Source organism: Candidatus Nitrotoga sp. AM1P, from assembly GCF_013168275.1.
GTDB lineage: Bacteria > Pseudomonadota > Gammaproteobacteria > Burkholderiales > Gallionellaceae > Nitrotoga.
Genome location: NZ_AP019547.1, coordinates 1897901 through 1917077, shown reverse-complemented (window position 1 = coordinate 1917077; position 19177 = coordinate 1897901). Strand labels below are relative to the sequence as shown.

The following is a 19177-nucleotide window of genomic DNA, read 5'->3' as shown; positions in this document are numbered from 1 at the left end:
CTCAGACCGTAGTTGGATTCGGTTTGTCGGGATTGATATTGTACAGTTTGAGTGCCTTGCTGACTTCGCTCATGGCTACCGTGCCTTCGTCAGCCAGCGCTTTCAGCGCGGCGACTGCTACATAATAACGATCAACTTCGAAGAAATGGCGTAACTTTTTACGCGTATCAGAGCGGCCAAAACCGTCGGTGCCCAATACTTTGTAAGTGCCGGGCAAGAAGGCACGAATCTGGTCAGCGTAGCTTTTAATGTAATCGGTCGCAGCAATGACAGGCCCCTTGCGCTTGCCCAAGCATTGCTCGGCGTAGCTTACGCGTGGTACAGCTTCGGGATGCAGCATGTTCCAGCGCTCACAATCCAGACCATCCCGACGTAATTCATTGAAGCTGGTTACGCTCCAGATGTCGGAAGCTACACCAAAATCCTTCACCAATAATTCAGCTGCTGCGATGACTTCGCGCAGAATAGTTCCGCTGCCTAGAAGTTGCACCGTGGGTGTTGTGGCGGATTGAGTTTTACCTTCGTTAAACAAATACATACCACTGATAATGCCGATCTCCGCACCCTCAGGCATGGCCGGATGCGCGTAATTTTCATTCATCACAGTGAGGTAATAGAAGACATCCTCTTGTTCCTGATACATGCGGCGCATACCATCCTGAATAATCACCGCCAACTCGTAAGCAAAGGTTGGATCGTAGGACACACAGTTAGGAATGGTCGCCGCCATCAGATGGCTGTGGCCGTCTTGATGTTGCAGACCTTCGCCATTTAATGTGGTGCGCCCGGCCGTGCCGCCCAGCAGAAAGCCGCGTGCACGCTGGTCGCCCGCCGCCCACATCAAATCGCCGACACGCTGAAAGCCAAACATGGAATAGTAGATATAGAACGGTACCATCGCTACCCCATGGTTGGCGTAGGCCGTGGATGCGGCAATCCACGAGGACATCGCGCCCGCTTCATTAATGCCTTCCTGTAAAATCTGTCCGGCCTTGTCTTCCTTGTAAAACATTAACTGATCGGCATCCTGCGGTGTATACAACTGGCCAACTTGAGAAAAAATGCTGAGCTGGCGGAACAATCCTTCCATGCCGAAAGTGCGTGATTCGTCCGGCACGATGGGCACCACGAGCTTGCCAATATTTTTGTCCTTCACCAGAATGCCCAGCATGCGCACAAAAGCCATGGTGGTGGAAATCTCACGCTCTTCAGTGCCTTTAAGCAATACTTCAAAGGCATCCAGACCTGGTATTTGCAAAGGCTTGGCTACTGTTTTTCGATCGGGTACTGTGCCCATGGCTTTGCTGCGCTCGCGCAGATAGCTCATTTCCAAACTGTCATCGGGTGGACGACAGAATGGCAATTTGCTGAGCTGATCATCGGTCACTGGAATATTGAAGCGATCACGGAATTTGCGTAATGCTTCACCGCCCACTTTCTTTTGCTGGTGAGTGATGTTTTGGGCTTCACCAGCTTCACCCATGCCATAGCCCTTTATGGTCTTGGCTAGAATGACGGTGGGTTGTCCCTTATGATTTGCTGCGGCCGCGTAAGCGGCAAAAACTTTATGTGGATCGTGGCCGCCACGATCAAGATACCAGATTTCATCGTCCGACATATCGGCGACCAGTTCCAGTAACTCAGGGTATTTGCCGAAAAAATGCTGGCGCACATAGGCGCCATTTTTGGATTTGTATGTCTGATATTCGCCGTCTACCACTTCTTCCATGCGCTTCAGCAAAAGTCCGGTCTTGTCCTTCGCGAACAAACGATCCCATTTCCCTCCCCATACCACCTTGATCACGTTCCAGCCCGCGCCACGGAATACACCTTCCAGCTCCTGAATAATTTTGCCATTGCCCCGGACGGGGCCATCCAGTCGTTGCAGGTTACAGTTAATGACAAAAATCAGATTATCCAGTTTTTCGCGCGCGGCCATTGAAATCGCTCCCAGCGATTCCGGTTCATCCGTTTCACCATCACCGAGGAACGCCCATATTTTACGTCCTTCAGTACTGACGATGCCTCGAGACTCCAGATAGCGCATGAAACGCGCTTGGTAGATAGCCATTAGCGGGCCCAAACCCATGGAAACAGTGGGGAACTGCCAGAAATCGGGCATCAACCAAGGATGCGGGTAAGAAGATAAGCCGCCACCATTTACTTCCTGGCGGAAATTGTACAATTGCTCCTCGCTGAGGCGCCCCTCAAGGAAAGCGCGTGCGTACATGCCGGGCGATGCATGCCCCTGGAAATAAACCAGGTCACCGCCGTGATTTTCGGTCTTGCCATGGAAAAAATGGTTGAAACCCACGTCATACAGCGTAGCCGCAGAAGCGAAGGTAGCGATGTGGCCACCCAGTTCAGATGACTCGCGATTGGCGTTTAACACAATAGCCATTGCGTTCCATCGCGTTAAGGCACGAATGCGATGCTCGAGCTCATAGTTGCCGACCGAACGTTGCTCCTTGTCGAGCGGTATGGTGTTCAGGTAAGGCGTGATTGTATTAATCGGTAAAGCGACCCCAGCCAACTGCGCTTTTCGAACCAGTTGGCTGATCAGGTAATGAGCGCGTTCCGCGCTTTCATGCTCTAGGACGGAGTCCAGTGCGTCCAGCCACTCTTGTGTTTCCTGTGGATCGTTATCAGGTAAATCTGCCATATATCTACTCTCTATCACTTATTGTTGTTGGTCGGTGCATTTACGCACTAAGCTGTTTATTTTGTGATGACGCACAAACATGCGCTATCTGTCTATATGCATATCAGAAACGCACTGTATCGTCTCGTTCTCCGTCACCACCCATTCCACTTTATGGTCGGTGGTTTCCTGCGGTATACCTTCGACCAGCTGGATAGCAAATGCCCCGGCAATCAGCACAGGTCGGCAGCTTTGGTTCGCAGCCTTAATTCGCGCCAGCAGCTTGTCATAAAATCCGCCGCCGTAACCTAGTCGCGCACCGTTGCGTCCGAATGCTACTCCCGGCAGTAAGATAAAATCCACTTCCTTCAAAGCATCCATTCTGGCACAGCGCTCAGCTAATGGTTCGCGTATACCCCACTGGCCGGGTGCCAAATCATGCTGCAAGTTGGTCACGCGATAAATATCCAATTCTTTCGTGGCGCGGTTCACCTTTGGCAACAGTAAGCACTTGTTATCGCGCAATGCCTGCTGCACCCATTGGTCGGTGGAGAACTCTGCGCCGAAGCTCATATAAGCCAACACCGTATTGGCCGTACGATAAGCATTCAGGTTGGCGATGCGCTCTGAGATGGCATGGCTCAAGCACGCCCTCTCAGCTGCGGTTAATTGTTCGCGGTCTGTAATTATACGTTGTCTGATAGCCTGTTTCATAACCTGTATTGTCATGGGCAGATTATCCTTGCTCATATATTCAAGTGGATGATTTTTTAGAATATTGATGGAAATTTCGCAGTAGTTGTTCAAATTTTTTCGGTGAACGTGGCAACATGGTCACACGCTGACTCGAATAATCCGTCAAGGAATTCGGTTGAGTTTTTGGAACGCTATCCAGAATGACAAAAATTATTTTTCTCCATATCAATCACAAAGCCGAAGTATAGCGCTACCGTGAATGGTATCCACGATACTGAATCGTTTCAGCGTGAACTTTTGGAAGATAGCGGCGGGTTATTATGGATAAGGACAAATTCAAATTTGCTCGCATTATTGCAGTTTAACCGTCAGCTCAAGAATAGTTTGTATGCCGGATTATCGCTTTCATCCCAATAGCGATAACCCAGATTATCCAGGAAAATTCGCAGTGGTTTCTTGTCATGATTTGGTACTTGCATGCCGATCAGCACGCGGCCGTAATCCGCACCATGATTGCGATAGTGGAACAAGCTGATATTCCAGCTATGGTTCATGCTATTGAGGAAAGTCATCAATGCGCCAGGACGTTCCGGAAATTCAAAGCGAAACAGGATTTCATCCTGCAAACCAGGCGCGTGTCCCCCTACCAGATGACGTACATGCAGCTTGGCCATCTCGTTGTCAGTGAAATTCAGCGTGGATAGTTTATGTTTCCTCAGCGTGGTAACAAGCTTGGTCGTTTCAGACTGATCTTTTACCTGCACTCCGACGAATACATGCGCTTCCTTGGAGTTTGCATAACGGTAGTTGAATTCAGTGATGTTACGGTGACCCAGCAAAGAACAAAATTTGCGAAAGCTGCCGGGCGTTTCCGGGATGCTCACTGCCAGAATAGCTTCGCGTTTTTCGCCGAGCTCTGCTCGCTCCGCGATGAAACGTAAGCGATCGAAATTCATGTTGGCACCACTAGCAATTGCCACCAGCGTTTTGCCCTTTAGTTTATCGCGCTCCGCATACAATTTTGCACCTGCAATAGCCAGCGCTCCGGCAGGCTCAAGATTGGTGCGGGTATCTTCGAACACATCCTTGATCGCTGCACAGATGGCGTCGGTGTCTACCAGTATAATTTCGTCCACCAATTCGCGGCATAAACGGAAAGTTTCTTGCCCGACCTGTTTCACTGCCACGCCATCTGCGAACAAGCCAACATGCTCGAGCTTGACGCGCCGACCTGCCTTAATCGAGCGGCTCATGGCATCGGACTCTACGGGTTGCACGCCAATAATTTTGATCTCTGGGCGCACCGCTTTGACATAAGCGGCAACGCCTGAAATTAGCCCGCCACCACCGATGGGCGCGAAGATTGCATGGATGGGCTGGCTATACTGCCGCAGTATTTCCATGCCAATCGTTCCCTGTCCGGCGATTACGTCAGCATCGTCATAAGGGTGGACGAAGGTAAGTTTGAGTTTTTGCTCCAGCTCCAATGCATGCAGATAGGCATCAGAATAAGAATCGCCATGCAATATTGTTTTTGCACCGCGGCTGGCAACTGCCTCCACTTTAATCTGCGGTGTCGTTACGGGCATGACGATGATGGCCTTGCAGCCCAGCTTTTGTGCCGATAGCGCCACGCCTTGCGCGTGGTTACCAGCAGAGGCAGCAATGACACCGCGCTTAAGCTGTGCCGACGTCAACTTCGACATTTTATTATAGGCACCGCGCAGCTTGAAAGAAAATACCGGCTGCATGTCTTCACGCTTTAGCAAAACATTGTTGCCGATGCGAACGGACAAATTGGGTGCAACATCCAATGGGCTTTCAACAGCTACGTCATAAACGCGAGCGGTGAGGATGCGGTTCAAGTAACTTTGCATGGCTGATTCACGAAATAATTTATGAGCAGATTATGATGCAAGACTAGCAGGAATTGTGTGCAGTTCGAAAGGGTTTCCGTAATTCCTCCACCAATTTTGGTCGTCATTTAGGTAGTCCTTGTTTTCATCCTATTGCTCGTAAGATTTTGCGTGCGTATCCAGTCAGCATCCACAATGCTTTGAGCTGAATTGATGCCGAGCAAAAGATCCAATCAAAGCGCCATGCGATCTTCCCGCATAAATCAAGAGTCATTGTTTGCGTAAAACGTGTTGTGTTATGCGGCTGCATGGGCCGTCAATGCGACTTCCAGCAATCCGATATTGTTACTCGCAGGTGTGCACGTGTTTATTCATTTATACTCTTTCTACGTGGTTGTTTAAGAGGCTACTATGCTAACGCAGTTGGGCTCTCGAACAATCTTACAAAATGATAATAGTAGAACCGCATGATTCTAAAATTGCAAAATAGTTGCCCTTTGCTTGTCCTTATTACCGTAGCCTTATTTCTGGCTGCTTGCACCACCACAATACCTGATAAAAACAGCAAGCATATTCCACAACAGAGTGATCGTAATTTGCTTAGTCAGCTGGGTAAATCAGATATTGATCGTTTGGCTGATGTAGAGATGCGTGAAAATACCCAAATTCTGAGTATGTTAATGACAAAATTATACAAGCGTAATCCGCGCGAACTCAGAAAGAACACCACCGCTACTGCAGAAGATGCGGTGAAATCAATATTCGAAAACCAGCATGGCTGGCGGTTCAAAGAAATTGGCGAAGTGCAGGGTTCCTATGCTATTCAACAGGCGTTTCGGCCTGACTATGAAGGTGACCGGGTAATGTCGTTGATTGTAGGCCTACAAACGATGTTGATCAAAGCGCATGGCGGAAAAACTGAGTTCTATTTTACCGATACCATTGAGCCACAAAATATATTTAATGCCGCGCGTAATGTCGAAATCGTCGTGTGGCAGCTCTCCAATGCACGCGATGACAAAGGACAACTTAAGTTATTAACCAATGAATTGAATGACCATGAGCGTAATCTTAGTTTTGAACGTGAGTTCGGGAAAATTATCGGTAGCCTGGATTTGTTCGCAATTACATTATCGGAAAAATTACAGCGCGGCATTACACGTGTGGTGCAGACTTTATCCACAGCATTGTTCTTGCCATTTTGATCTTATCCATTTTTAACACCCCACCTTCTATAGATTCGGCCCATCAATAGATAACTTTATTTGCAATGACTGGATGGGTGTCTGGTGATTTAAAGCACGTGGTAAGACCGGTATCAGCCGGTACACATGGTGTGTTGCATGATTAAGGGTGACAACTAGAGTTCGTGCGGTGCTCTATATGGCCACCGTTGCGGGAACACCTTACAACCTACACGTCAAAGCGGTTTATGATGTTTGCTTTAAGGTACTAAAAACCCAACAGTTGTATTACACGATTCCATGATAACTGACTGATAATAAAGATGATATTTACCAAGCTGTAATTGGTAAAATCAGAGATTAAGTTTGTAGCATGGTAATATTTATGCGGAACTATGAGACCACAATGAGGTGCACTAATGAATCAATTTAGTAGTATGTTTTTAGTGGGATTGTTACTGTTATTGCAGGCATGTGGAGTGACTCCGCCACTGGAAGCGAGACATCAGCCCTCTGGTTTAAATACTCAGTTCAATAGTGGTCAGTTGAAGTTTTCGGATTACGTGGCAGATAGCCGTGCAATGATTACCAAAGTACGCTCGGAAAGTAATGTGGCCGAATTGGACAAAGTAGTCAATGGCAATGCTCCTTTTGAATTAAAGCCAGCGGAGAATTGCCCAAAAGGAAGTGGGAAACCCTATCGACGCGGCGTTCTGCTTACCCATGGATTGACCGACGCACCTTATTCCATGCACTCACTGGCATCCTTTTTTCAGGAAAATTGCTTCCGTGTCATGGCAATACTTTTGCCCGGACATGGCACGCAGCCTGGGGATTTGCTTGATGTAACGTGGCAGGAGTGGGCAAAGGCGGAAGCCTATGGTACCGATAAGCTCGCTGCTGAAGTTGATGAAATTTATCTGGCTGGGTTTTCTACTGGCGGCACGTTAAGTGTTTACCAAGCCTTGGGAGATAACAGGATACGCGGATTGTTCCTTTTTTCTCCTGCGTTGAAAATTACGCCAAAGGCTTCCTTGGCCACTGTTCATAAGATTTATAGTTGGTTGATACCATCAGCAAAGTGGATCAGTATTATGCCCGACAAGGCTATCTACAAATATGAATCGTTCCCTAATAATGCCGCTGCCCAGATATACGCGTTGATACAGGAAGTACAAGCTCAATTGCATGAGCATGCGGTTAATATTCCCGTATTTACCGCTGCAAGTCAGGATGATACGACTGTTTATACTTCGGCCACTTTAGATTTTATGGTTCATGCGCCTCATACATCAAATAAATTAGTACTTTATACTATCGATACCAAGAAAGTTCCGCCCAATATTCCAGTAGGGAAATTGGAGTTGGTTAATAGCGTTTTTCCTGAACAAAAAATATTAAGTTCTGCACACACGTCGATGACCTTGCCTCTAGATGATGCGTACTATGGAATGATGGGAGAGTATTCAAGTTGCATACACTATTACCCAGATGATATTAAAAAATATGATGCTTGTAACAAAACCCCTGAACAAGATTTGCAGGGCGAGTTAACTGAGGAAAACCTTAAGGCCGGTACGCTACGCCGTTTAATGGTTAACCCGAATTTTGCAACGCTTAAAATTTCCATGAAAAAGTTTATTGATAATTTGCCATGATCATTGCATATGGCAGACAGTCTCTATATTTGTGTATCCCTTAGTAGGTGCCAGGGGTGCCAACAGGTTTGCGCTAAAATTAGCTCATGGTTTCAGAATTCAAGTTGATCCGTCGTTTCTTCACCCGTGCCACGCCCGGCGCGGTGTTGGGCGTGGGCGATGATGCCGCGCTTCTACACGTAAGGAGTGGTATGGAGTTGGCAGTGTCAACCGACATGCTCGTGAGTGGGACACATTTCTTTCCGGATACCGAGCCTTTTTTTCTTGGTTACAAGGCCCTGGCAGTAAACCTGTCTGACATGGCGGCGATGGCGGCGCAGCCGCGTTGGGCGACTTTGGCTTTGTCACTGCCCGAGGTAGATGAGGCGTGGTTGGAAAAATTCAGCGCGGGGTTATTTGCGTTGGCAGATGAACATCACGTAGAGCTGATTGGCGGCGATACAACTCGTGGGCCGCTTAATCTGTGCATCACTATCATGGGTGAAGTGCCGCACGGTGCGGCGTTGCGTCGTTCGGGTGCGCAGGTGGGTGACGATGTTTGGGTGTCCGGCGTATTGGGTGATGCTGCGCTGGCTTTGGCGCATATGCAAGGGCGTATGCAATTGGCTGCGAAGGATTTTGCGGTCTGTGCTTCGGCATTGCACCAACCCATGCCGCGTGTGGCACTTGGGCTGGCACTCCGCGGTGTGGCGCACAGTGCAATAGATATTTCGGATGGGTTGCTGGCAGATCTCGGCCACATACTGAACTGCTCTAATGTTGGTGCCGAAATTGCATTCGACGCTCTGCCAATTTCCTCCTCATTGCAACTTTATCTTGAGCAACCATTGGGCAAGCATTGTTTGCTGGCCGGGGGTGATGATTATGAGCTTTGCTTTACAGTAGCCGTTGCGTATCGTTTTGAAATTGAGAAAATTGCCGCCAATCTCGGTTTGCTGTTGACACGCATTGGCACTATCACGGCGGAAAAGAAGTGCACAGTGCGTGCTGCGGATGGCAGTATTATCAATATTGAGGAATCAGGCTATGACCACTTCCGCTGATTTTCGCGTGCAACCCTCGTGGCGCTTTATCTTTAGCCACCCCGCACATTTCCTTTCCTTTGGTTTCGGCAGTGGCCTGTTTCCCGGATCCCCGGGTACAGCGGGCACATTGGTTGCTTTCCCGATTTATTGGTACCTTGTAGAACGCCTCACTGATGCGCAATTTATTCTAGTGTTAATCTTGGCCTTCGCTGTGGGTGTGTGGATGTGTGAGAAGACCGGGAAGGCGCTGGGTGTGCCAGACCACGGAGGAATGGTGTGGGACGAGATTGTAGCTTTTTTGCTAGTGCTGATTTTTACACCCGAAGGTTTTTTTTGGCAATTGCTGGCGTTTTTACTGTTTCGGTTTTTCGACATAGTCAAGCCACCGCCCATTCGTCACTTTGACCGGACATGGCACGGAGGTCTTGGCGTCATGTTCGACGATATTCTTGCGGCAGGCTACACGCTGCTGAGCTTGGCGCTGGTGAAAAGCGCGCTGTTGTGAAGAGCATCCTTGAAATTGGATGGGTAGCTGTTCTATTTCTACTCGGTACACTCAATGCAGCTTACGCTGAAGAATTTTCAGCCAAGGTTATCGTCGTGCTGGATGGCGATACTGTGCTTATATTGCGCGACAATATGCCGATTAAAGTGAGGCTGGCTGAGATCGATGCGCCGGAAAAAGCGCAGGCGTTCGGTGAAAATTCCATGCAATCGCTGGTCGAGTTGGTACTAAATAAACAGGTGCGTGTGGATAGCCAAGCAATAGATGATTATGGCCGGTTGGTAGCACTAATCAAAGTAGATGAATTGAACGTTAGCTACGAACAAGTGCAACGCGGAATGGCGTGGGTGTATTCTCGTTTTAACAAGAGCGAAGTATTACTGGGTTTGCAAAACGGTGCTAAAAAAACTAAGCGCGGGTTATGGGCGCAGACTGATCCGATACCGCCGAATAAATGGCGAAAGGATAATATAACGTCTCAGCAACAATATGTTGCGCAGAATGCTACATGTGGTAGTAAGCGAAAGTGTTCACAAATGAACTCTTGCGACGAAGCAAATTTTCATCTATCCCAATGTAATGTTAAATCCTTGGACAGAGATAATGATGGCGTGCCGTGCGAAAATTGGTGCGGTGCTACAGAGTAATCGTTTCCCAACTGCACCCTACTACATCGCAGCGCAAGGCATTCCCTGTATTGTGCCAGTCTCCTAGCACCCAGCGCTCGCAATTATGGCCATCTACCGTATGCAGGTGGCGCTTTAGCCGATGAGTGTGCCCATGGATCATGCGCGGATAATGATACTGACGTAGCATGCTTGCAACTGCATCCAGATTGACGTCCATGATATTTTCATTCTTGTGTTTTTTTGCATTCTCGCTCCGTGCACGCAGTTGCGCAATGGCGGCTTTGCGCTGCGCCAGCGGCTGGTCAAGAAAGTTTTGCTGCCATATGGGTTCATGGACTTGTTTACGGAAATCTTGATAAGCAATATCGTCAGTGCACAGGAGGTCGCCATGGGTGAGCAAGGTTGGCGTGCCATATAGGTCGAGCAGTGTAGGGTCAGTTAGCAGCGTGGCGCCGCTCGCTTGTGCGAGTTTCTGACCCATTAGCAGATCGCGGTTGCCATGCATCATGCTGATGGCAGTGCCGCTAACGGAAAGTGTGTGCAAAGCATGGGTAATCTGGCGATTAAATGGGTCGTCGATGTCATCGTCGCCGGCCCAGTATTCGAATAAATCACCCAGTATGAAGAGTACCTCGGCTCCAGGCGCAATCTTTTGAATGAAATGCAAAAATATCTGCATGCTGTGCGGTTGTTCCGCGCACAGGTGCAGGTCAGAAATAATTAAACTGTAGGCCACGGAATGGATGGAGTCTTAAAGGACTTAAAATAAATTTACTATGAAAGCGTTTGTCGGTCCAAGTTTCGCCGCATTTTGGGTTATTCAATTAAAACGCGACGAAATTTATTCCCGCCCAGCTATTTTTGCTTCGATACTTCCAGTTAGGCAGACTTGTTTAGTCTACCGTTCTGTAAGTTATTGCACTACTTCCGCTTTGGTGAGGACCACATCCTCCAGCGGCACGTCTTGGTGCCCCGATTTATTACCCGTCTTGACTTTGCGGATAGCATCCAGCACTTCTGTACCTGACACCACTTTCCCGAATACGCAATAACCATAACCTTGGCTACTGGATGCAGTGTAGTCGAGAAACATGTTGTCCTTTAAGTTAATGAAAAACTGCGCTGTGGCAGAGTGCGGATCGGAAGTACGAGCCATGGCGATGGTATATTTATCGTTCGTCAAGCCATTCGCTGCCTCGTTTCGAATGGTTGCCTTGGTGGCTTTTTCTTTCATGCCGGGCTCGAAGCCGCCGCCTTGAATCATGAAGCCATCGATTACGCGATGGAACAGCGTGTTATCATAAAATCCGCTGTTCACGTAGTCGAGGAAATTTTTGACGGTGACAGGTGCTTTTTCAGCATCCAATTCGATAGTGATATTGCCGTGGTTGGTGTGCAGTTTGACCATGCTGATTTTTCCTTTTTGTGCTGAGTGTTGTTGAGAAATGGGGGCTGCTTGTGCTGTGCACAATAGCAGGCAACTGAGCAGCAGAGTAGTGAATATTTGTTGAAGTTTCATTATTTGATTTCCTCGTAAATGATCTGAAAGCGGTTGCCGCATTTAACGTCTTATAGGTAACGCTCATGCCGTTTAATGATTGTTGCCTATGATTTTACTTACAGCCTAATGTTGTAGGCTTTTATTTTTTAAGGCCGACCGGCTCAGGGGCGACATTTTTCATTATTGCACTTCTTCTGCTTTTTTGAGCACGACATCTTCTAATGGGACGTTCTCGAGTCCATAGCGATCGCCGGTCTGCACCTTGCTGATAGCATCCACAACTTCTGTGCCCGCCACTACTTTGCCAAATACGCAATAGCCATAGCCTTGCTTATCGGCTGCAGTGTAATTCAGGGAATTGTTATCCTTTAAGTTAATGAAGAATTGAGATGTGGCGGAATGAGGGGCGGATGAGCGCGCCATGGCGATCGTATACTTGTCGTTTTTCAGGCCATTTGCAGCCTCATTTTTTATGGGCGAATTGGTAGATTTTAGTGCCATTTTTGCAATGCTGCTCATCGAGACTGTTCCCAACGAGTAGTTATAGCCGCCACCCTGGATTACGAATCCATCGATCACGCGATGAAATAAGGTCTTGTAGTAAAAACCGCTGTTAACATATTCGAGGAAATTTTTAACAGTGGCAGGCGCTTTTTCGGCATCCAGTTCAAGAGTGATTATTCCATAATTGGTATGTAGTTTAACCATGCTAGATTTTCCATTGATTGCTGAAGGTTGAGAAGAGTGCCAGCTGCTGTGGTGCACCATCGTATGCAACTAAGCAGCAGGGAGAATGGTAGGTTTGAAGTTTCATTATGCTACTTCTTATATGCGTATATATAGCGGCATAGGGTTTAAATTTCCGGTAAATAGGAGATATGGATTGAAATAGGGATATCGGTGCAAGAGTCATGGTCAGAGACTGGGAGACGCCGGTAGCTAGGCTGAAGAACATGTTAAATTATTTTGCGGCACGCTCTTCTTGAATGAGCCATTTATTGTTTGATTTTACCAGAAGCATGATTTTGTCGAAGGATGTATTGAGGTAGTCGGAGCGATAGGATTGATGAAAAGTAATGGTGGCGTGGTTTTCATCCGGGAAGCTGACTTTTTCATTGCTGACATTGATCTCGATATATTTAGGCGTGCTGATACGTGCATTGCTTTCGGTTTCCCACTGGTCACGGTTTTCGCCATTCGGAGTTTTGAAATCGGTAGCATAGAAATCTAAATATTTTTTGACATTTTGGGACGACCATACTTCGGCCCATTCATGTAACGTTTTTAGCACTTCAGCGCTATTGTTGACAACCGGCTTTTTAATAAGTGCGGGTTTGGTGGACGAAGCGGATTCGGGTACGGCTGTGACTATTTTGGATGGTACCGGTGTTGTTTCGGGAGCCGCGGCTTGCTGCTTGGGTGCATTAACAGTGGCGGTACTGGGTTTATTTTTAGGGAATAGATCATTAATTAGAGCGAGCTTGGTCTGTGTGGTGGCATTGTTTCGGTCCAGTTGTAGCGCGCGCTCATAAGCCTGGCTTGCCATTTTAGCGTAGATATCGCCCAAATTTTCTTGGGCGGTGGCATAGTTCGGGTGGTTGTGGATTGCCGTTTCCAGTGCGACCTTGGCTTTGTCGTATTGGCCTAGTCCAGCGTATAGCACGGCGAGGTTGTTATATGGCTCCGGCAGTTCCGGGTAATCTTCAGTCAGCGATGAGAATATGCTGATCGCGTCAGTGGTTTTGCGCTGTGTGGTGAGAATTAGACCTTTCAGGAAGCGTGCCTGTGCATCCTTGGGCTTGTTGGCGAGATAGGTGTCAACCCGCTTCAGTGCCTGCGCATGTTGATTCTGCTTGAACAACTTATTGATATCCTGGATTTCATCCGCGCCTGAGGTGAGGCTGAAGCACAGTAACAGTGCGCCTCCGAATAGTACTGCGTGGAGGCCAAAACGGTTGAAATTGTCCATTATGTGGTACTTTCCCGCAATGATTATGACTGATATGTAAGATTTTGTTCGCTTGGGCGTATAAATAATTACGCCACGTTTTTACCAAAATTTTCCTATCAGTCAATCTTGCGTGATCATCACGCGAAATTTATGAAGCATTCAGAATAAATGGGTTACCCAAGGAAACTGGATTCTATCAAATCTGCTCATTTTTTTCACAGCTTATCGTATCAATTGGCAAGGTCATCCATGCTTCATCTATTTGAGTAAGGAGATTTTCGGGTAAAATCATTGCTCTTGCCTTGAAAGAACCGCCGAATAATGAGCAGCCACACACAAGCACCCATTCCCCACTTCATCCGCAATATTATTGAGGCCGATCTGGCAAGTGGTAAACATACAAATATTTTCACACGCTTCCCGCCGGAGCCGAATGGATATCTTCATATTGGCCATGCCAAGTCAATTTGCCTGAATTTTGGTTTAGCACTCGACTATCCGGGCCACTGCAATTTGCGCTTTGACGACACTAATCCGGAAAAGGAAAGCGAGGAATATGCACGTGCTATTCAGGAGGATGTTCAATGGTTGGGCTTTCAATGGCAAGGGGAGGTGCGATGGGCGTCTGATTACTTCGAACAGCTTTACGACTTTGCGGTCGAGCTGATCAAGCAGGGCAAGGCTTACGTGGATGATCTCAGTGCAGAGGAAATGCGGGAGTATCGCGGCACGCTCACTCATCCGGGCAAACCCAGTCCGTACCGCGAGCGCTCTGTAGCGGAAAACCTTGATCTGTTTCAGCGCATGCGCGCAGGTGAGTTTGCTGATGGTGCCAAAGTACTGCGCGCTAAGATCGATATGGCTTCTGGCAATATCAACTTGCGCGACCCGGCGATTTACCGCATTCGTCGCGCGCATCATATTCGTACGGGTGATGTTTGGTGCATCTATCCGATGTATGACTACACTCACTGTATTTCCGATGCGCTGGAATGCATTACTCACTCGCTATGTACGCTGGAGTTTGAAGACCACCGACCCTTATATGACTGGGTGCTGGATCAGTTGGCTGTACCATCGCATCCCCGACAAATTGAATTCTCGCGTTTGGAATTACGCTACACCATAACCAGCAAGCGCAAGCTGTTACAACTTGTCACCGAGCAACATGTATCCGGCTGGGATGATCCACGGATGCCGACCATTATCGGTATGCGTAGACGCGGATACACACCGCAAGGCATCCGCGAGTTTACGCGCAGAATTGGTATTTCCAAGAGCGAAAACGTGGTTGACATGGCTGTGCTGGAGGCCTGCATCCGTGAAGATTTAGAGGCGCGTGCGGCGCGCGTGATGGCGGTGGTTAAACCGCTGAAGGTGATTATCAGCAATTTTGTGACGGGTGAGAGCCAATCACGCGAAGCTGGTTTTCATCCGGAACACCCGGAATTCGGGAGCCGTATAGTGCCGTTCAGCAAAGAGATTTGGATTGAGATCGATGACTTTACCGAGAACGCGCCCGCTGGCTGGCAGCGTTTGACACCCGGTGGTGAAGTGCGTTTACGCTATAGTTATGTGATGCGCTGTGATGAAGTCGTAAAAGATATTGCCGGTAACGTAATCGAACTTCGTTGCTCTATTGACCAAGATACGCTGGGCAAAAATCCGACAGGGCGCAAGGTGAAGGGCGTGATCCACTGGCTGTCCGCTGAACATGCACTACCCGCGGAGATTCGTTTGTATGACCGCTTATTCACTGTGCCGGAACCGGACAGCGACAAGACGCGTGATTTCTGTGAATTCATTAATCCAGCGTCGCTGACCGTGGTTCAGGGCTGGGTTGAACCTGCCGTGCGTGACGCGGCACCTGAAACACATTACCAGTTTGAGCGTCTCGGATATTTCTGCACCGATCGACATGAGCACCAGCCCGGTGGAAAACTGACGTTCAATCGTACCGTGACCCTCAAAGATTCGTGGGCAAAAGACCAGGGTTAAGCAGGAGGCATCAATGTATAAGCGTATGGTAGTGGCGGTCGATGGTAGTGAAACTTCCGGTAAGGCGTTAGACGAAGCAACCAAGCTGGCTCGAGAAATGAGTTCTATAATTTTGCTGCTGCATGTGTGTGAAGAAATGCCCATCATGTGGGACCCCGACGGTATGAATATGATCTTGATGCAGAATAGTTTGAAAGCAGTTGCTGATGCAGGTAAGGAATTGCTGGAAAAGCATAGAAGACAGCTTGTAGAGCAAGGCATGACGGTCGAAACGAAACTGGTTGAGACCTATGGTGGCGGCATCGGTAGTGCCATAGCAGAGGAGGCTCAGAAATGGAATGCCGATTTGCTGGTAGTGGGAACGCACGGTCGTAAGGGTATTGCACATTTATTGATGGGCAGTGTGGCAGAAGGTGTAACCCGTTCCGCATCCATGCCGGTGCTGCTGGTGCGAAGATAGTTGAAAAAAGTTTGCTTTAAAGGTTTTTGATGCTGAAAATTTACAATACTCTTACCCGCGACAAGCAGGACTTTATTCCCATCGAACCCGGCAAGGTTCGAATGTATGTATGCGGTATGACGGTGTATGACTATTGCCATCTCGGTCATGCGCGGGTGATGGTGGTATTCGACATGGTATATCGCTGGCTTAAGGCGAGGGGGCTGGACGTAATCTATGTGCGAAATATCACCGACATTGACGATAAGATTATCAAGCGTGCGGTGGAGAATGATGAATCTATCTATGTGCTCACGCAGCGTTTCATTGATGCGATGCATGAAGATGAACGTGCACTGAGCATCCTGCCACCGGATTTTGAACCAAAAGCTACTCAATATATACCGCAAATGCTGGACATGATCGCCAAGCTGGAAGCTAATGGGTTAGCCTATCAAGCCACTGATGGAGACATGAACTATGCGGTGCGTAAGTTTGCTAATTACGGCAAATTATCTGGCAAAGCATTGGCGGATTTGCGTGCCGGCGAGCGCGTGGAGGTGAATGATGGCAAGCTTGATCCGCTTGATTTCGTACTGTGGAAACATGCCAAAGATAGCGAGCCTGACGAAGTAAAATTGGATTCTCCGTGGGGGAAAGGGCGACCTGGTTGGCATATTGAATGTTCGGCGATGAGCCTGGCAACGCTGGGTAAACATTTCGACATTCACGGTGGGGGTGCCGACTTGCAGTTTCCGCACCACGAAAATGAGATTGCTCAAAGTGAGGGCGCACATCAGTGCAAGTATGTAAATGTCTGGATGCACAATGGCTTCGTGCGCGTAGACAATGAGAAGATGTCGAAAAGCCTTGGTAATTTCTTCACTATCCGCGAGGTGCTGAATAAATATGATGCGGAAGTAGTACGCTTTTTTATCCTGCGCGCGCACTATCGTAGTCAGCTGAATTATTCCGATGCGCATCTGGACGATGCCAAACAGTCGTTGAACCGCCTGTACACGGCATTGGGCAAAATTTCTGTGCCTATCGAAACGAGTTCAATCGACTGGGACGAGCCCTACTCACAACGTTTTAAAACGGCAATGGACGATGATTTCAACACGTCTGAAGCGATGGCAGTCCTGTTCGATCTGGCAAATGAGGTGAATCGCAGCCGATCAGTAGAAACTGCAAAGAAACTTAAGATGTTAGGTGAAGTGCTTGGCTTGTTACAGCAGAGTCCTGATGATTATCTGCAAGGAAGGTATCGTGGTAGCAACATTCAATTTGCTACCACAGCAAACAAGGCAACGAGCAGCGCAACTGTGACAGGAATAGCTGACTTTACTCCATCGGGCATGACTAAGAGTGTCCTAGTTCTAATTGCCGAACGAACTGCCGCTAAACAGTCCAAAAACTTTGCTGAATCCGACCGCATCCGTAAGGAGTTATTAGAGGCGGGAATTATATTGGAAGACTATGCGTCCGGCACTACTTGGCGACGAGCGTAGTCAGGAATTGGAACAGGAACAATGATTTATAGATGTGTCTTTCATAATTTCAAAAAACGTCCACAGTATTTTTAATATTTTGTGTATAGCTATCCATGTCAAAAGTGCTGCCTTAATTGGAGCTGAATGTCTAAATTTGAGTGAAACAAAAAAGTAGCGTTTTTAAATATTGAGCATGAAATTTTAAATGCCGCGCTCGCGGCATTCGGCTTTACACTCATGGAAATTTATACGGTCGAGTTTTTGCGGTATCCACTAAAAGAAAATGTTTAATCAAAATATCCTTTAGGCATAAAACCCCTTATAGATTAAATAACAATCCCATAAGATCGATTTGGAACTTTAAATAAATCAATGGCATTCGTTTCTAATGAAAAATTTGTGTTTAAAAATTTCATTAGCCAAAAATTAAGGAATTTTCTTATTTACTTTTTATATTTTCCATCCTACTATTTGCATTGTAGGAATGCGGTGACTTTCGCCCCTGCTCAACTATCCTCATAAATTTTTTATTAAGGAGCTAATCATGAATAAAGTTATTATTAATTTTGCTATTGTTTCCTGTTTTGCATTAGGAGCAACGTTAGTGCACGCTGATAACGGCAAAGCGGGAAAGAGCGTTAATTATTATCAAGCATATGATCCGCATGGTGTTGCGCAAACGGGCCCTGGAGGCGCTCAGGGGGTCATGCATCCTAAACATCCTATTCAAATGGAGTCCGATGAGGGAGTCGCTTCTCCTAATGCACCTACTCCCCCAGTTAAAGATATGACTCATCCAGGGCACAGAAAAGTAGACGGTGCATAAGCTGAACAAAAGTTGATGCCGAAAGTTTGCACCTCAGGTCGTGCCCTCCCATAACACATAGGGAGGGCTTAATGAAAGTGATAGTACGAAGGCCCTAATAAACTATCGAGACTGTAAGAAATCCCCTCCCCGCTTCTCTAGGCCTTGTGTTCAGTGTTCGAATCCAACTCACCGTAGCTCTGCTAAACAAAATAGCAAAAAACTATCGTTTGTCCGAAATTATTCGGCCACTACAGCTGGATTTAGTCGATGGAATAAATAGAAATACAGTGTTGTCATCATATTCTATTAGATTCATTCTCTCTTTCGTTGAGCACAGATCAGTGATCTCGATGATGTCTAAATGTAATTTATTGAATTGGTACAGTAGCGTTGAATAGGTAAATACCCTCCGCAAGGAACTTGAACAAATAAACCTTTCGGGGATCTCTGGTTACCGAGATAAGAAACCAGTGAAGTGTTGCGTACCTTTCTGCAAGATTCCAGATTGTTTCGTTTACTGTTACAGGTTGATTTGATGTGGGCGTGCGTCCCCAGTTTTTAATTTGCCACTTAAATTAACTTATGAAAGTTACCCTTTAGTGTTGAGTCTGCCCGTGGATGCTGGATTGAATTAGCATAACTTTAAATTTTTGCGAAAATTTAAAGTTTACGAATTGCAATTGACCATGTAGAAACGCATATACGCACTGTTGAATGATATTATTAGGTGCATGATTGTATGGGGACGATTGCAGTATTCGCAATGCACAAAACCATGATTAAAAAATAAAAT

16 protein-coding genes are annotated in these 19177 nt (G+C 47.3%); 9 read left to right on the top strand and 7 right to left on the bottom strand.

Translation table 11 applies throughout. The features are described 5' to 3' along the window. Window position 1 precedes the first annotated feature (1 nt). The 3 genes from aceE to ilvA all read right to left on the bottom strand — a co-directional run bounded on the left by aceE (window position 2) and on the right by ilvA (window position 5214). A complete protein-coding gene (aceE, locus tag W01_RS08560; RefSeq protein ID WP_173053830.1) occupies window positions 2–2662 on the bottom strand; it encodes a pyruvate dehydrogenase (acetyl-transferring), homodimeric type in 2661 nt (886 codons plus the stop codon). An 84-nt stretch (window positions 2663–2746) separates the two neighbouring features. Beyond that, window positions 2747–3370: a 5-formyltetrahydrofolate cyclo-ligase gene (locus W01_RS08555; RefSeq protein WP_173053828.1), complete on the bottom strand. Its 624-nt coding sequence runs from the start codon at window positions 3368–3370 to the stop codon at window positions 2747–2749. A 335-nt stretch (window positions 3371–3705) separates the two neighbouring features. Beyond that, the gene (gene ilvA / locus W01_RS08550; protein WP_173053826.1) at window positions 3706–5214 is read right to left on the bottom strand and encodes a threonine ammonia-lyase, biosynthetic; all 1509 of its coding nucleotides are present in this window, start codon (window positions 5212–5214) and stop codon (window positions 3706–3708) included. 446 nt (window positions 5215–5660) lie between these two features. Here ilvA and W01_RS08545 point away from each other — a divergent pair, with 446 nt between their 5' ends. From W01_RS08545 to W01_RS08525, 5 genes are all read left to right on the top strand, one after another. After that, window positions 5661–6398, top strand: coding sequence for a hypothetical protein (locus tag W01_RS08545; RefSeq protein ID WP_173053825.1), 738 nt, complete (start codon window positions 5661–5663; stop codon window positions 6396–6398). A gap of 398 nt (window positions 6399–6796) precedes the next feature. Continuing rightward, a complete protein-coding gene (locus tag W01_RS08540) occupies window positions 6797–8035 on the top strand; it encodes an alpha/beta hydrolase (protein ID WP_173053823.1) in 1239 nt (412 codons plus the stop codon). A gap of 86 nt (window positions 8036–8121) precedes the next feature. Next, window positions 8122–9078: a thiamine-phosphate kinase gene (gene thiL, locus W01_RS08535; RefSeq protein ID WP_173053821.1), complete on the top strand. Its 957-nt coding sequence runs from the start codon at window positions 8122–8124 to the stop codon at window positions 9076–9078. Beyond that, window positions 9062–9565, top strand: a complete 504-nt coding sequence (locus W01_RS08530) for a phosphatidylglycerophosphatase A family protein (protein WP_173053819.1) — start codon at window positions 9062–9064, stop codon at window positions 9563–9565. Before thiL ends, W01_RS08530 begins: the two co-directional genes overlap by 17 nt. Continuing rightward, complete coding sequence (locus W01_RS08525; protein ID WP_242006919.1) at window positions 9562–10212, top strand: thermonuclease family protein; 651 nt, start codon at window positions 9562–9564, stop codon at window positions 10210–10212. Before W01_RS08530 ends, W01_RS08525 begins: the two co-directional genes overlap by 4 nt. On the opposite strand, the gene W01_RS08520 is transcribed toward W01_RS08525, so the two are convergent. From W01_RS08520 to W01_RS08505, 4 genes are all read right to left on the bottom strand, one after another. Then, a complete protein-coding gene (locus tag W01_RS08520) occupies window positions 10202–10930 on the bottom strand; it encodes a UDP-2,3-diacylglucosamine diphosphatase (RefSeq protein WP_173053815.1) in 729 nt (242 codons plus the stop codon). The two genes, W01_RS08525 and W01_RS08520, sit on opposite strands and share 11 nt — an antisense overlap. A 177-nt stretch (window positions 10931–11107) precedes the next feature. Beyond that, complete coding sequence (locus W01_RS08515) at window positions 11108–11602, bottom strand: peptidylprolyl isomerase (RefSeq protein WP_173055869.1); 495 nt, start codon at window positions 11600–11602, stop codon at window positions 11108–11110. 273 nt (window positions 11603–11875) lie between these two features. Next, the gene (locus tag W01_RS08510) at window positions 11876–12403 is read right to left on the bottom strand and encodes a peptidylprolyl isomerase (protein WP_173055867.1); all 528 of its coding nucleotides are present in this window, start codon (window positions 12401–12403) and stop codon (window positions 11876–11878) included. Window positions 12404–12656: 253 nt separating this feature from the next. Beyond that, window positions 12657–13664 (bottom strand): tetratricopeptide repeat protein, encoded by a 1008-nt coding sequence (locus W01_RS08505; protein WP_173053813.1) that lies wholly within the window; start codon window positions 13662–13664, stop codon window positions 12657–12659. Between the two features lie 303 nt (window positions 13665–13967). Between W01_RS08505 and W01_RS08500 the strand changes: the two genes are divergently transcribed. The 4 genes from W01_RS08500 (at window position 13968) to W01_RS08485 (ending at window position 18402) form a co-directional block, all read left to right on the top strand. Then, on the top strand, window positions 13968–15644 hold the full coding sequence (locus W01_RS08500) for a glutamine--tRNA ligase/YqeY domain fusion protein (RefSeq protein WP_173053811.1): 1677 nt from the start codon (window positions 13968–13970) through the stop codon (window positions 15642–15644). Window positions 15645–15657: 13 nt separating this feature from the next. After that, entirely contained in the window at window positions 15658–16104 is a 447-nt protein-coding gene (locus W01_RS08495; protein ID WP_173053809.1) for a universal stress protein, read from the top strand. Between the two features lie 29 nt (window positions 16105–16133). Continuing rightward, the gene (gene cysS / locus W01_RS08490; RefSeq protein WP_173053807.1) at window positions 16134–17594 is read left to right on the top strand and encodes a cysteine--tRNA ligase; all 1461 of its coding nucleotides are present in this window, start codon (window positions 16134–16136) and stop codon (window positions 17592–17594) included. Window positions 17595–18120: 526 nt separating this feature from the next. Next, window positions 18121–18402 carry a hypothetical protein gene (locus W01_RS08485; protein ID WP_173053805.1) on the top strand — a complete coding sequence of 94 codons (282 nt, stop codon included), beginning with the start codon at window positions 18121–18123 and terminating at the stop codon, window positions 18400–18402. Window positions 18403–19177 lie beyond the last annotated feature (775 nt).